Consider the following 15,916-nt stretch of genomic DNA (forward strand, 5'->3'; position numbering starts at 1 on the left):
CTTGCTGTTGGATTTTCGGTATCGTTTACAGTAATAGTCTGTTCTACATTTATTGAATTTCCTGCTTCATCGGTAACACTGTAGGTTCTAGTGATATTGCCTGGGGTACTTTCAAGATCACTCACAAAAGCTACCGTTGGTGTTGTTGTACAATTGTCGACCGCATCTGTAACTACTGAAATGTCTTCCGAAGGAATATCTCCTGAACATGACACATTAACTGGCGAAGGATTACTTGCTGTTGGGTTTTCTGTATCGCTTACTGTTATAGTTTGTTCTACATTTATTGAATTTCCCGCTTCATCGGTAATACTGTAGGTTCTAATGATTGTTCCAGGGGTACTTTCTACATCACTTACAAATCCTACTATTGGTGTGGTTGTACAATTATCGACCGCATCAGTGACTACTGAAATGTCTTCCGAAGGAATATCTCCTGAACAAGACACATTAATTGGTGAAGGGTTACTTGCTGTTGGATTTTCTGTATCATTTACCGTGATGATTTGTTCGACGTTTATAGAATTCCCTGCTTCATCGGTAACACTGTAGGTTCTAGTGATATTGCCTGGGGTACTTTCAAGATCACTCACAAAAGCTACCGTTGGTGTTGTTGTACAATTGTCGACCGCATCTGTAACTACTGAAATGTCTTCCGAAGGAATATCTCCTGAACATGACACATTAATTGGCGCAGGATTACTTGCTGTTGGGTTTTCTGAATCGCTTACTGTTATGGTTTGTTCTACATTTATAGAGTTTCCTGCTACATCAGTAACACTGTAAGTCCTAGTAATAACTTCTGGATTACTATTTCCGTCGCTAACATCATCAACAAATGCTACCGTTGGTATTTCGCCACTATCATCAGCTTCGTCAGTAACGACGGTAATATCCCCTGTTGGAACATCTCCTGAACAGGATACATTGATTGGCGTTGGATTGCTGGCCGTAGGATTTGTGGTATCACTTAAGACGATTGTTAAACTAAAACTTTCCTCTAGCGCACCACAACTATTACCTGCATCATAAGCAAATAAAGTTACTGGGTAATTTGTGAAATCGGCATAGTTTAACACCTCGCCGATTTCAAAAGCAGTACCTGCACCACCTGTTTCTGTATAATATTTTTCATTTCCAGATAAATCTGTTCCTGCTATGGCTGGCAAGGTATAACCATCTACCTCATTGACATCTGAAATTGGACTTATTTCAGATGATGCGGCTACTTTACCGCCATCGGTGATGGTCCAACCATAAGTGTCCAAAATAGATTGACGTGCGACCTCAGCGGCACAATATTTACTGTTTCCACCATGAAATTCCACTCCTGATTGCAAAGTTTGTGTACTCCAACCATTTAATAAGGCGTCGTAATTAGTTGTAGATAAAGTAACATCTCTAAACATATTGGTCATATCTGTTACGCTTTCAACATCCCAACTGCTTAAATTTTGATCAAATGAAGTAACTCCATAAAACATACCTTTCATATTTGTAGCTGACCCTACATCCCAAGAACTGATATCTTGATTAAATGATGTGGCATCCCAAAACATGTATATCATATTAGTAACTTTTGAAACATCCCAACTACTAAGATCTTGATTGAAGCTTGATGCTGTCATGAACGTATAACGCATAGCGGTAACATTTGAAACATCCCAATTACCTATGTCATAATTAAAGTTTGATGCTCCATAAAACATATCTCCCATATTTGAGACCTGTGATAAATCTGGTGTATCTATACTAGTGTTTGTTATGTTAAGGTTGGAACACTTATAAAAAGCATAAGACATCGATGTCCATTCAATATCTCCCCATTGCTCAATAGTTAATATTTTTGCATTATTCCCTGCGGGTGATGAAAAAGGATGAAAATAAATTCTTGGGAAATCTCCCGAAATACTTACGGTATGAATACCTGCTGTAGCATAGGTATGACTCGCAATACCTGTTTGATTGTTTTCTATCGTACCATCTCCCCAATTTACCGTATAATTATAACCTCCACCTATAGTAGGAATGGTTATAGATTCGTTAGCTGTAGTGGTTTGCCATGTGGTAATAAATGCCGTTGCTGGATCTACTAAAGTGGTTACATCATTTCCACTAAAAACAGTCCCGTAATTACCAGCGTCATCTTCAAAAAACAAATAAATATCATAGGGCGTGTTGGCAGATAAGGATGAAATAACATGTTCTATATCTGTATTTGTTGTACTCATTAAGAAATCACCACTTTCAACAGCACCTGTTCCAGAAAGTATTTCGTCATAACTAATAGTACCTGTAGTGGTTCCTGGAAAAATAGCATAATGGGTGGTTCCTGTTTCTGAACTATTGGTGGCTAAGGTAAAACCTGAAGTTGTAAGATTCCTAACAACGTGTAAGTTTAAAGGATATGCATAATGATCACCTCCAAAAATCACATAAGCTTCACCGGTTTGTTCTGTACTGCCGCTAGGAATAGCACCAGGGTTTCCTACTATAAAATCTGAAATACCATCGCCATTGAAATCGCCATCGCCACTTATAGGCCTACCAATATTACTTGGCCCAAAACCAGGAATAACAAAACCATTTGTACCATTTAAAGTTGTTTCATCTATGGGGCTTGGAAATCCCGTTGTGCTACCAAAAACAACATAGGCATCTTTAGTCCCAGAATTTCCATAAACCGAAATAAAATCGTTAATGCCATCTTGATTGATATCCCCAATGGAAGCTGCTGTTAGGCTTCCGGGTAAAACAAAACCATAGGTACCATCGGATACACTACTTAATGGAACATGAGCTGGAAAAGGGCTAGCACCACTCCTTCCATAAATGGCAGCCTTTTCAGAGAAAAAATCATCAATACCATCATTATTAATATCACCTAAAGCCCCTGTAAAGGCTAAAAAATTCCCTCCTGTATGATCTACCGTAAAACCTTCGGTAATCGACATCACTTCTACATCTAATAATGAAGGAAACGTATTTCTTCCGTAAACTAAAAATGTTCTTTCTAAATGTGTTGAAAAGCCACTAGACCAATCTCCGATAATTAGATCATCGATACCGTCATTATTAATATCACCTGCTCCACCTACTAAAAAACCAGGTATTGAAGAATTAGAATACGTCTTAACCGCAAACCCATCAACACCGTTTAGCGAAGAGGCATTTATTGCAGCAGGAAAATTAGAAGTTCTCCCATAAAAAACCCATATACATTGAGAATAGCTTGCCCTTGATATAGCAAAATCATTAACGCCATCACCGTTAATATCCCCCACATTAGCAAGCTCATTACCAGAAGAAAAACCTTGTATTAAAAAACCATTTACCCCATCGGCATAATCAATATTAAAAGTAGCAGGAAAGGAGGTCGTTTTTCCATAGATGACCATAGCATCCCCTTCTGATAAAATAGCCAAATCATCAATACCATCACCATTTATGTCGCCTAAGCCTTCAACAGTTGAGCCCATACGTGTACTCCCTGCAATACCTTCAACAGCAAAACCATTAGTACCATTAAGTATTGTGATATCAAACGAAGCAGGAATACCTGTATTTGTCCCAAAAATAACATAGGCAGCACCAGCCAAACTTAGGCCATTCACATCTGCATTATTAACCCCAATAGCAATATCTTCGAAACCGTCATTATTAATGTCTCCAATAAATTTAGTTTCGGCTCCAAATTGAGATTGATCATCAATCCCAGGAATAATAAAACCATTTGCTCCATTAAGTGTCGTTACATCAAAACTTGCTGGATAAAATTGTTGTGTCCAAACAAGATTAGAATACAAACTAAATATAATAAGTAACCCCAGTACCCATTTGAATTCCTTATTTCTATTTTTTATGCTCCTCATTATCATATAATAATTTATAGGAAGCAAAACTATCGATGATTCAACTAAAGAATATCACTACAAATGGGGTATTTACAACCATGCTATACCCCTGAAAACAGGGGTGTAATTATCACTTAAAACGGCCTATTAATTTTGGTTTGTCATGCACAACTTTGTAACATGGCTCATTCATGTACCTGAGCCTGGCTTTCATTAAAAAACTAATACGTGTTAACTATTAAAATATCATGAACACAATTAAAACTGAACACATATGATTTGGGGCTTCGCTTTAATCTTGTTAAGCATTTTTGCGATACCATCACTATTGTTATGTGAAAAACCAAATGCTAATGAGCTTCTAGAACACATTGAACCTCATCAAGGATGGATTGGATTATTATTTTGTGTTTGGGGTGTTTGGGGAGTAACATCCTCTGTTTTAAACATAGATTTATTTTCTACATTTCCACTTTGGTGGATTACTTTATTAATTGGTAATATTATTGAAGTTGTTTTAGGATTTTTACTCGCGTTTGGATTAATTAATAAATACTTTTCAACTGAAATGGAAAGCGAAAAAAGAGCACTGTTAAGAAAAAAAAGAGCTCCAAAATTAGGTCGACTTGGTATTGTAGGTCTATTCGTGGGTGTTTGGATGACCGCAGCCTCCTACTTATTTCTATAATTATCAACTAAATAACCCAGAAAAGTTATTTATAGACAACTACAGCTAAGTTTTTAATTAGTAATTCAACTTTCTAGCAATTAAAAAGTAAGTAAAACAATTATAAATTCCAAAATTCGTAAATCGCTATATTAGGAAGTGCTATTTTTTAGTAAAATTATTAGTTTTGCCGTTATGCCTCGATTGTTTTATCAAATTATTATACTTGTTTGTTTTTGGTGTTCTAATACATTGCAAGCACAAAACATAAAGGATGTTCCTGAAGATCGTACTCAAAAATTTAATAAGAACTATAAAGAAGACGTAACTCAGGCATTCTCTTTACTAAATAATAACAAATCTGATGAAGCTTATAAAACAGCTCATAAACTTCTCAAAAAAGATCTTGACACCGTTTCTAAAGTCAATATCAATGTACTTTTAAGCTATTATTTTAATTCAAGACAATTAATAGACTCTTCATTATTCTACTCTAATCGAGCATTAAAATCCAGCAACTTAATTCAAAATGACTCCTTAAAAAGTAGACTACATAGCATTACTTACAATTTATTAGCTATCAACTACAAAAGAAAAGGCTTATTAGAAGAAAGTAAAAAATGGCATTATAAAGGTGTTGATGTTTCTCAAAAATATAACGACAATTCGCTTTACTATATGCATTTGCATGGTCTTGCCAACATCTATAAAGAATTAGGAGATTACGATAATGCATTAAAAACATTCGAAAAATGCTTAAACGCTAAAGATGAAACAGAAATTATTTACGGCAGCTATATTAATATCGGTGACATATATGCCATTCTTGAAGATTATGATGCTTCCAATACATATTATGAGAAAGCTTTAAAACTAAGTAGGGAAGACAGAAATTTTTATGCTCTTGCCGTTATAAAAACAAGTCTAGCCACAAATTATTACATACAAAACCATGTTGAAAAAGCACTTTCATTATACCATGAAGTGATTCTTTTGTCTGAAGATAAAGAGTATAAACAATTAGCTTTAAGTACACACCTAGCTATAGGTAGTATATATATTGATTTGGAGCAGTATCATGATGCACAGCTTGTTTTTTCATCTGGATTACACAATGCCATAGAACTTGGCTACTTAAATGAACAACAGGAAATTTATGATAATCTGAAAAACATTTTCATTGCTAAAAACGACTATAAATCTGCACTTGAATTTTCAACCAAATCTAATCATATCAAAGATTCTATTAACCAATTACAAAAAGATAAAGAGGTTAATGAAATAGAAGTAAAATACAAAACCTTTCAAAAAGAAAAAGAAATTAGTTTGCTTCAGGTCGAAAACAACAACAGAAAACTTGAAATTGAAAATAAAAATGAAGCTTTAAACAATCTTAAGCTAAGACAGGAGGTTGAAAATAAAGAAAATGAAAACAAACTTTTATCCTTTCAAAATGCTTCAGAAAAAAAATTAGCGGAAATCGCGCTGCTAAAAAAAGATCAGCAAATTCAACAAACAATACTTGAGAAAGAAAAAAGCGAAAAAAAAGTTATGTTATACTTTTTCTTGATTCTCCTTATTCCTATTATCGGACTGCTAGTTTTATACTATCAAAAGCTTCAAACACAAAGCGAATTAAACAAAAAGCAAGAAGAAATAAAGAAAAAAGAGATATCCTCGTTAATTACAGATCAAGAATTAAAATTAGTAAAAGCCTCCATAAAAGGCCAGAATAAAGAAAGAAAACGTATTGCCCAAGAATTGCATGACAGTATTGGTGGAAATCTAGCTGCCATTAAGCTCAAACTTAATAATGCCACAAATAGCCATGAGGTGCCCTTTTTAAACACGATAAATAAACAACTTGATGACACCTACGAACAGGTTCGCTACCTATCTCATGATTTAGTGCCAAAGCAGTTTAATGAAAATAATTTTTGCGAGGTTTTAAAAGAATACATACATAGTATTTGGGGCGCTAAAAGTACTTTTTCGGCCTATCCTACTGATAAAATTGACCTTTTGGATAAAAATCTTCAAATAGAAATTTTTAAAATTATTCAAGAATTAACCACCAATACGATTAAACACGCCAAGGCCACTTTTATCGATTTACAGATAAATCTATTAAAAAATGAACTCAGTATTCTTTTTGAAGATGATGGCGTTGGTTTTAGTCCAGAAGACCACAAGACAGGCATAGGATATAAAAATATTAAAAGCAGACTTAAGCAGTTTAAAGGCGCATTAAATATTGATTCTAGAATAAACAGAGGTACCATAATAAATATAGAAATCCCCATAATAATACCGGCTATAAATGAAGTATAATTTAATTATTGTTGATGATCATAAAATGTTTTTAGACGGTATACTTAGTATTCTAAACACAAATAATGCTTTTAATGTTTTATTTTCAACTACTAACGGCAAGCAACTTCTTAAATACATAGATATTAACCCTGAGGAAAAAATAGATCTCGTTATTACGGATATTTCAATGCCAAAAATTGATGGAATTACGCTAAATAAAAAAATAAAAGAAAAGCGATCAGACATCAAAACACTAGTGGTTAGTATGCATACCAACGCCGAAATGATTGATGAGCTGATCGCGCATAATGTTGATGGTTATGTACCAAAAAATGCAGAAAAACACGAATTATTACACGCCATTCAAACCATTTTGAAAGGCGAGAAATACTTCTCAGAAGAAATAAAAAGCATTTTTTTAGAAAATAAGTTTAATCAGAAACAACAAGAAGCCGTAAAATTGACGCAACGGGAAATTGATGTTATAACACTTATTGCTCAAGAGTTTACCACTCAAGAAATCGCCGACCAGCTGCATTTAAGCAAACACACCATAGAGAGCTATAGAAAAAACCTTATCGCTAAACTGGAGGTTAGAAACCTTGCAGGACTCACCAAGCATGCCTTGAAGATGAAGTATATTACGGAGTAGTTTTTTACTGTTCTGATAATTATGGATCAATCACAAAGGTTGTGTGAAGATTAAAATAGTTAGATCTTTCAAAAATTATTACTATAATTATACAATTATAGTTTTATATAATTCTAGTTTTCTACAATTATAAATCAGCAGATTTCCTTAAATTTATAGGCTATGAATAAGAAGGATCTTTCAGAAAGAGATATTTGCTCTAAATTTATAAATCCGGCTATTAAAAATGCGGGATGGAACATGAAAACTCAGGTAAGAGAAGAAGTTTCTTTTACTGACGGTAGAATCATAGTTCAAGGCAATCTATATACCAGAGGAAAAAATAAACGTGCAGATTACATTCTGTACTACAAACCCAATATTCCCATAGCCATTATTGAAGCTAAAGATAATAAAAAACCTGTGGGTTCTGGTATGCAACAAGCTTTGGAATATGCCGAAATACTTCAAATTCCGTTTGTATTTACGTCTAATGGTGATTCCTTTGTTTTTCGTGACAACACTAAAACCTCAGGGAGCATTGAAAAAGAAATTACTTTAGATCAATTCCCTTCACCCGAAGAATTATGGCAGAAATATTTAGAGTTTAAAGGAATAGAAACCCCCAAAGGACAAACCATAGTCGAAAAGGAATATTACGTAGACGATAGTGGTATGAGTCCGAGATACTACCAACAAAACGCGATTAACCGAACTTTAGAGGCGATTGCAAAGGAACAACAGCGTATCCTCTTGGTCATGGCTACGGGAACTGGAAAAACCTACACGGCTTTCAATATTATTTGGAGACTTTGGAAAACGGGAGTTAAAAAAAGAATCCTTTTTCTGGCCGATAGAAATGCCCTTTTAACGCAGACTAAAAACGGGGACTTCTCCCCTTTTGGAAATGATATCATGCATATCATTAAAAACAGAAAAATTGACAAATCCTATCAAATATACTTCGCCTTATACCAAGGTTTAACCAGTACCGATGACGCTAAAAATGCTTATAAAGAATTTAGCCCCGATTTTTTCGATTTAGTGGTTATAGACGAGTGTCACAGAGGTTCGGCTTCCGAGGCTTCCGCTTGGCGCGAAGTTTTAGATTATTTTTCTTCGGCAACACAAATTGGTTTAACCGCAACCCCAAAGGAAACTAAAGACGTTTCTAACATGTTGTATTTTGGAGAAGCTGTGTACACCTATTCGCTTAAACAAGGCATTGACGATGGATTCTTAGCGCCCTACAAAGTAGTGAGAGTCGTAACAAGTATTGACGACGGTTGGCGACCTACAGCAGGGTTAATCGATAAATATGGCAATGAAGTTAAAGACCGTATTTATAATTTAAAAGACTACGATAGAACCTTAGCGATAGATGAACGTACTGAAGTCGTTGCTAAAAAAATTACAGAATACTTAAAAGCTACAGACCGCTTTGCAAAAACTATCGTGTTTTGTACAGACATAGACCATGCCAATAGAATGCGTCAAGCTTTAATTAATGAAAACGCCGATCTAGTTTCTAAACATTGGAATTATTGCGTTAAAATTACTGGCGATGATGAAGTTGGAAAAGGAGAACTTGATAATTTCACCGATGTTGAAGAAAAATTCCCAGTTATAGCAACCACCTCAAAAATGCTTACTACAGGAATTGACACCAAAATGGTGAAACTCATTGTGCTAGAATCCAACATACAATCTGTTACAGAGTTTAAACAAATTATTGGTCGAGGCACTCGAATTAGAGAAGCTGAAGGTAAATTATTTTTTACCATTATGGATTTCAGAAAAGCTACGAATAATTTTGCACGACCTGATTTTGACGGTGATCCCGTTCAAATTTACCAACCGGGACCTGATGACCCGATAACTCCTCCTGATGCTGATACTCCTGACGAAGGAGATCCTACCGATCAGCCAACCCCAGACGACTTCCCGCCTAGCCAACCGAACGTTGATATTGGCGATACAGAAGATGATGAAGTAAAAAAATACTATATCAATCAAATTCCTGTTTCGGTTGTTCATGAACGTGTGCAGTATTACGGCAAGGATGGTAAACTCATTACCGAATCATTAAAAGATTACTCTAAAAAAAACATTACAAGAGAGTTCACCTCACTAGATCAATTTATTCAACGTTGGAATGCTTCTGATAAAAAAGAAGAACTCATAAAAGAACTCGCAGAACATGGCGTACTTTTAGAAGCTTTACGTGAAGAAGTAAACGTAGATATGGATGATTTTGATTTAATTTGCCATATCGCCTTCGACCAACCTGCTTTAACCAGGCAAGAACGTGCTAATAACGTCCGTAAACGAAATTACTTTGGCAAGTACAGCGAAACGGCACAAAAAGTCCTAAACAGTTTACTCGACAAATACGAGCAAGAAGGCATTGTATCTATAGAACAAGGTGCCATTCTTAAAGTAAAACCCTTAAACGAAATAGGTTCGCCTGTTGAGTTGGTGCGTGCTTTTGGAAAGAAAAAGGATTTTGAACAAGCGATAAAAGAATTAGAAAACGAAATATATAATATAGCTTAATGAGTAACATCACAACAAACATAAAAGGCATACGCGACATCATGCGTAAAGACACAGGCGTAGATGGCGATGCACAACGTATCTCGCAAATGGTATGGATGCTTTTTATGAAAATATTTGCCGATAAAGAAGAAGAATGGGAAATCACCATTGATAATTACGAAAGCCCAATACCAGAACCCTTAAAATGGCAAAACTGGGCAGCCGATGATGAAGGCTTAACAGGAGATGCCCTAATGGAATTTATAGAAAACGAATTGTTTCCTGCTTTAAAGGATTTAGACATTTCTATAAGTCCGCAAGCTAAAATTATACGTGCGGTTTTTGATGACACCTATAACTTTATGAAAAACGGAACCCTCTTCCGTCAAGTTATAAACGTGATTAACGAAATTGATTTTAACAGCACTTCAGAACGTCATGTTTTTAATGATATTTACGAAACCATTTTAAAAGACCTACAATCTGCTGGGTCTTCCGGAGAATATTACACCCCTAGAGCGGTCACGCAGTTTATGGTAGATATGATTAACCCACAATTGGGAGAATCTGTTTTAGACCCTGCCTGTGGTACAGGAGGTTTTTTAACCTGTTCTATTGAAGCTGTTCGTAAACAAGTAGACACGCCTAAAGACCGTGATATTTTACAAAATTCAATTCGTGGGGTCGAGAAAAAACCACTTCCCCATTTATTATGTACCACCAATTTAATGTTGCACGGTTTCGATTTGCCAGTGGTGCGTAGAGATAATTTACTAAGTAAACCTTATGCCGATTGGGGCGCTAAAGACAAGCTCGATATCATCCTCTCTAATCCTCCTTTTGGAGGGGTTGAAGAAGACGGTACCGAAACCAACTTCCCAAAAAAGTTTAGAACCAAAGAAACAGCCGATTTATTCCTGGCCTTAATCATTCGGTTATTAAAAGATAAAGGACGTTGCGCCATTGTCTTGCCCGATGGTACGTTGTTTGGCGAGGGCATGAAAACACGCTTAAAAGAAGAACTTTTAGACAAATGTAACCTGCACACCATTGTACGATTACCAAATGGTGTATTTAATCCATATACAGGTATTAGAACTAATGTTTTATTTTTTGAAAAAGGCACACCTACCAAAGAAGTTTGGTATTACGAGCATCCTTATCCCGAAGGTATAAAAAGCTATAATAAAACCAAACCCATTAATATTAAAGAGTTTGATGTAGAAAAAAAGTGGTGGAACAAACGTGTGGAAAATGAATATGCTTGGAAAGTTTCTATTGAAGAGATTAAAAAGCGTAATTATAATCTAGATATTAAAAATCCACACCAAGAAGCTGATAATTTAGAAAGTCCAAAAGTTATTTTAGAAAAATTTAGAACTACTGAACAAAAAATTTCTAATATACAGGACGAAATTATAAACGTATTAACTGAAGCTTTAAAGTAATATGCAACTACTACAACACTTTAAAGAGTTAACCATTCGTCCTAAAAATGTAAAAGAGTTAAAAAGCCTAATCGTTAAATTAGCTTTAGAAGGAAAATTAACTCAAAAATGGAGAGGTGAAAATAAAACTAAAAATACTGGTCTTGATTTATTAAATTCTATTAAAGTTTCTTCTAAAGATAAGATAGATAAACTAAGTAAACGGGATTCCGAAACAAAAAATGAAATTTTAGAATCATTTTCTAAAACTGACTTACCTAATAGTTGGACATTTTGTGTCTTACACGATTTAGCCAATTTTTGGAATGGAAAAGCTCATGAGAAAGGAGTTGATGAAAATGGAGATTTTTTTCTAGTTAATTCGAGATTTGTCTCTACAAATGGGGAGAGGTTTAAGCGAACGAATTTGGCTTTAAGTCCTTTAAAAATTGATAATATAGCTATTGTAATGAGTGACGTTCCAAATGGAAGGGCTCTTGCAAGATGTTTCCTAGTTAAAGAGGATAATAAATATACTTTAAATCAAAGGATTGGAGGAGTTACACTTTTTGAAGGTATTAATCCAGAATTTATGGTTCTAGTTCTAGATAGAAATCAACATTATTTAGATGTTAATGATGGAAAGAAGCAATCTAACCTGAAAAGGATACAAATGATTTCTTGTCCAATCCCACTCCCCCCCCTAGAAGAACAAAAAGAAATCGTAAACGTAGTAGAAACCCTTTTTAAAGAAGTAGAACAACTAGAGCAACTAACCGTAGAACGTATAGCTTTAAAAGAAGACTTTGTTACGTCTGCTTTAAACCAACTCACCACTAATAATGCCAACCAAGAATGGGCTTTTTTACAAGACCATTTTAAAAGTTTCTTTAATGAAACTACTAACATTAAAAAGTTACGAGAAACGGTTTTACAATTGGCTGTACAAGGCAAGTTAACGACAGATTGGAGAGCAAGTCATCCTGAACTCATTTCAGGATCACATCACGCTAGTCAACTACTAAAACGCATACAAGAAGAAAAAGCACAACTCATAAAAGACAAAAAAATAAAAAAGGAAAAAGCCTTACCGAAAATTTCGGAAGATGAGATTCCTTATGAATTACCTGATGGTTGGGTTTGGTGTAGGTTTCAACAAATATTTGACATACGAGACGGCACACACGATTCACCTTCCTATATTTCTGGACCAAATACTTACCCACTAGTTACGAGTAAAGATTTTAAAAATGGAGAAATTAGTTTTGAAAAGGCAAAAAGGATTTCAAAAGAAGATTATGATAAAATAAACTTACGTTCTCTAGTTGAAGAAGATGATATTCTTTTTTCCATGATTGGAGGTAATTTAGGTAATCAAGTAATGGTAAAAGTAAATACTGAATTTGCTATTAAAAATGTAGCACTATTCAAATATTATAAAAAATCTTTAAGCGTTCCCGATTATTTAAAAACTTTTAGTGAACATATAGCATATGCTGTACAAGAAAAAGCTAGTGGAGGCGCTCAACCTTTTGTATCATTAACTTTCTTACGTCAAATGTTGTTTCCACTCCCCCCCCTAGAAGAACAAAAAGCTATCGTCCAAAAAGTAAATGCTTTAATGGGTTTATGTGATAGGTTAGAGCAAGAAGTACAACAAAGCCAAGAGCATAGTGCACAGCTCATGCAGAGTTGTTTGCGGGAGGTTTTTGAGGGGGAACGTAAAATGGAAGAGGTATGAGTGGGTTTAGATTAATAGCTATTCGTCCAATGGATGACGAATACAGTAAACTGCTAACAAAAGGCGAATTATACAAATTCACATCAAGTTTTGAGATCCTACAAGACCCTGAAACAAAAGAAGTAATTGATATAAAACAAAATGAGAAATATAAGCAATTACAATCCCTATATAATATACCAAGAAAAAATATTGACGATCTAGATGTTTCTGTTTCTGCGATAGTTGGTAAAAATGGAAGTGGAAAAAGTACTTTACTTGAATTGCTGTATAGTTTCTGTTATATCCTTGCCTTTAGACGGCAAACATTAAGAAGTAAAGATTCTAAATCAAAAAAAGCCCTAAGAGATGGGTTAAAAATTGAAGTTTATTATTCTGAAGGTGAAGTGATAAATAGAATCCAATTAATCACTCAGAATATTAACAGATCTATTTTCAATTCAGAATCCAAAAAATGGGAAACGGTTCCTTTTGAGTTTAAGTCTTTCTTTTATTCTATAGTTGTAAATTATTCAATATACGGGTTAAATGAAGTTAAACTTCCAAGTTTGGGTGATCTCTTTCATAAAAATGATGGATACAAAACACCTATAGTAATTAATCCTTATAGAGAAAAAGGTAATATTAATATTAATAGAGAGTATTTTCTTGCACAATCAAGATTATTATCTAATATATTAACGTTTGGAAATGATGCAAATATCCTCGAAGGTAAAAAGGTAACAGGTATAAATATGTTATTTAAACCTGTCAATATAGATGTAATAAAATTTGATAATAATGAAAGATCATTTTCGGATGTTCTTTCTTTTTTTGAAGAGTTTTATAAGCAAAATATTATCGATTATTTTGCACCTTACTTCGAGAAAATTGGAGATTTAAATTTCACAAAAAAAGAACTAATCTTCTTCAAGAGTAAGCTTAATAAAGACATAAAAAACGGTAATAAAGGAATAGGCTATAGTTTTTTTGGAAAAGAAAAACCTAAATCAGAACAATCTCTTCCTAAAGAAATTCTTAGATATTACTTGTTTAAGTATTGTATAAAAAAAGTCTATAAAATTGCTCTGAATTATTATTCTGAAAATTCAAACATTATAACTTGGTTTGATAAGTTTTCAATAGAAGAATATCAGCCCAAAAATGATGATTATTTAGCAATAAAAAAGAAAGTTGAATATAGAATTCCAAAGCTAAATTTAAAAAATTTATTTAAATTAATTACTGCTGACAAGAGTCATATAACTTTGAAATTGAGGCAAAATTTAAATATGCTTAAAGGAAATTTGTTTGAGAATGTTAATTTTGGTATTCCAGATAATTCAATTAAAGAGAGCTCTTCTATTTATTCTGCTGAATTTGATATAGAGTCACTTTCAAATTTTGATTGGAAAACTTCTAAAAGAAATAAAATAGAAATGGAAAATGTTCCTCTTGGAATGTTTACGTTGGATCTTAAAATTAACAACAAGTATTTTCTTAACGATCTTAGTTCTGGAGAGCAACAATTAATACATTCCATTCATACTGTACTGTACCACCTATATAATTTAAACTCTGTTCATGAAAATGGAGCCACTAAAAGGGAATACGAATACAAGAATGTGAATTTGATTTTTGATGAAATAGAACTTTATTTTCATCCTGAGTTTCAAAGAAGTTTTTTAAAGGAATTACATCATTCAATTAGTTTGATGAATTTAAATCACATTTCAGGAATAAACATAATTTTCTCAACCCACTCACCTTTTATATTATCAGATATTCCGAATCAAAACGTGCTACATTTAAAAGTAAATGATGAAGGTAAATCAATTGCAGCAAATTTAAAAGAACAAACTTTTGGTGCTAACATTCATGATTTACTTGCTAATGATTTCTTTTTGAAAGACGGTTTTATGGGCGAGTATGCAAACAAACAAATAGAAGATACAATAACATATTTAAACTCAAAAATTCTGGAAATTAAATTAAGAGAATTAAAGGAGTTACAAAATAATAACAAATTAGACGAAGGTAAAAAAAGCTTAATTAAAACTGAATTAGAGAAAACTCAAAAAGAATTTGATTCACTAGAAGTTAAAAACGAGAACAGAGAATATCATCTTCAGCTTATTGAACTCATTGGAGAACCTGTTTTAAGAAACAAACTAAGTGAAATGGCAGCATCAATAATGCCTGTTGAAAATAAAAAAAAGTATTTAGAAGAACAGTTCAATATTATGGCTAAAAATGCAGGTGTAAATATTAATGACATTAAATTTGAAGACTAATGCTTTTTATAGATCTAGATTCAGACCATATTAAAGAAGCTTTAAAAGAGCATAAAAGAATAATCAAATGTAGAGTTTTCAGAAAATTAGACGTGTACTGCTTAAATAAAGACTGTCCAACATGTAATGCCCGTAAATTAAACTTTAAATCTTCATCGATTGAAAACAATATAAAGAACTATTTATTAAAGGACAGTCACTTAGAGGATCTGATTTGTGCAAAGCCAAGTCAGATGAAAAGTTTAAGTGATGATTTTTTTAAAGATATTTTGCCTTCAGCAGACTACAATCAATTAGAAAATTACTTTAAAACAAAAACTAAGAATGAGAAGGAAACTAGTTATCCAATAATTTTTAATCTATTTATTGATTTAGGAAAATTGTTTGATTACAATTTGTAAGCTTCCCCATATTAGAACTGCTTAATTTTCTAAAACTAGTTTAAAATTACTGTTTTTAATTCTCTTGGGGC

General features: G+C 33.5%; 9 protein-coding genes. 8 read left to right on the forward strand and 1 reads right to left on the reverse strand.

Annotated elements, in window-relative coordinates; translation table 11 throughout:
* The coding region (locus Q4566_RS16585; RefSeq protein ID WP_303423612.1) for a BspA family leucine-rich repeat surface protein at nucleotides 1–3,872 on the reverse strand (3,872 nt) is incomplete at its 3' end.
* 256 nt (nucleotides 3,873–4,128) lie between these two features.
* Between Q4566_RS16585 and Q4566_RS16590 the strand changes: the two genes are divergently transcribed.
* The 8 genes from Q4566_RS16590 (at nucleotide 4,129) to Q4566_RS16625 (ending at nucleotide 15,845) form a co-directional block, all read left to right on the forward strand.
* Nucleotides 4,129–4,542 (forward strand): hypothetical protein, encoded by a 414-nt coding sequence (locus Q4566_RS16590; RefSeq protein ID WP_303423614.1) that lies wholly within the window; start codon nucleotides 4,129–4,131, stop codon nucleotides 4,540–4,542.
* Between the two features lie 231 nt (nucleotides 4,543–4,773).
* Entirely contained in the window at nucleotides 4,774–6,852 is a 2,079-nt protein-coding gene (locus Q4566_RS16595; RefSeq protein ID WP_303423616.1) for a tetratricopeptide repeat-containing sensor histidine kinase, read from the forward strand.
* Nucleotides 6,842–7,486, forward strand: a complete 645-nt coding sequence (locus tag Q4566_RS16600; RefSeq protein ID WP_303423618.1) for a response regulator transcription factor — start codon at nucleotides 6,842–6,844, stop codon at nucleotides 7,484–7,486. Before Q4566_RS16595 ends, Q4566_RS16600 begins: the two co-directional genes overlap by 11 nt.
* Nucleotides 7,487–7,648: 162 nt before the next feature.
* Nucleotides 7,649–10,021 (forward strand): EcoAI/FtnUII family type I restriction enzme subunit R, encoded by a 2,373-nt coding sequence (hsdR, locus tag Q4566_RS16605; RefSeq protein WP_303423620.1) that lies wholly within the window; start codon nucleotides 7,649–7,651, stop codon nucleotides 10,019–10,021.
* A complete protein-coding gene (locus tag Q4566_RS16610) occupies nucleotides 10,021–11,451 on the forward strand; it encodes an N-6 DNA methylase (protein WP_303423622.1) in 1,431 nt (476 codons plus the stop codon). Before hsdR ends, Q4566_RS16610 begins: the two co-directional genes overlap by 1 nt.
* 1 nt (nucleotide 11,452) lies before the next feature.
* The gene (locus Q4566_RS16615; RefSeq protein ID WP_303423624.1) at nucleotides 11,453–13,171 is read left to right on the forward strand and encodes a restriction endonuclease subunit S; all 1,719 of its coding nucleotides are present in this window, start codon (nucleotides 11,453–11,455) and stop codon (nucleotides 13,169–13,171) included.
* Nucleotides 13,168–15,444 carry an AAA family ATPase gene (locus tag Q4566_RS16620; protein ID WP_303423626.1) on the forward strand — a complete coding sequence of 759 codons (2,277 nt, stop codon included), beginning with the start codon at nucleotides 13,168–13,170 and terminating at the stop codon, nucleotides 15,442–15,444. Before Q4566_RS16615 ends, Q4566_RS16620 begins: the two co-directional genes overlap by 4 nt.
* A complete protein-coding gene (locus tag Q4566_RS16625) occupies nucleotides 15,444–15,845 on the forward strand; it encodes a hypothetical protein (RefSeq protein WP_303423628.1) in 402 nt (133 codons plus the stop codon). The genes Q4566_RS16620 and Q4566_RS16625 overlap by 1 nt, the downstream gene beginning before the upstream one ends.
* The last annotated feature ends 71 nt before the right edge of the window (nucleotides 15,846–15,916 follow it).

The sequence above is a fragment of the Tamlana sp. 2_MG-2023 genome (assembly GCF_030548465.1).
Taxonomy (GTDB): Bacteria; Bacteroidota; Bacteroidia; order Flavobacteriales; family Flavobacteriaceae; genus Pseudotamlana.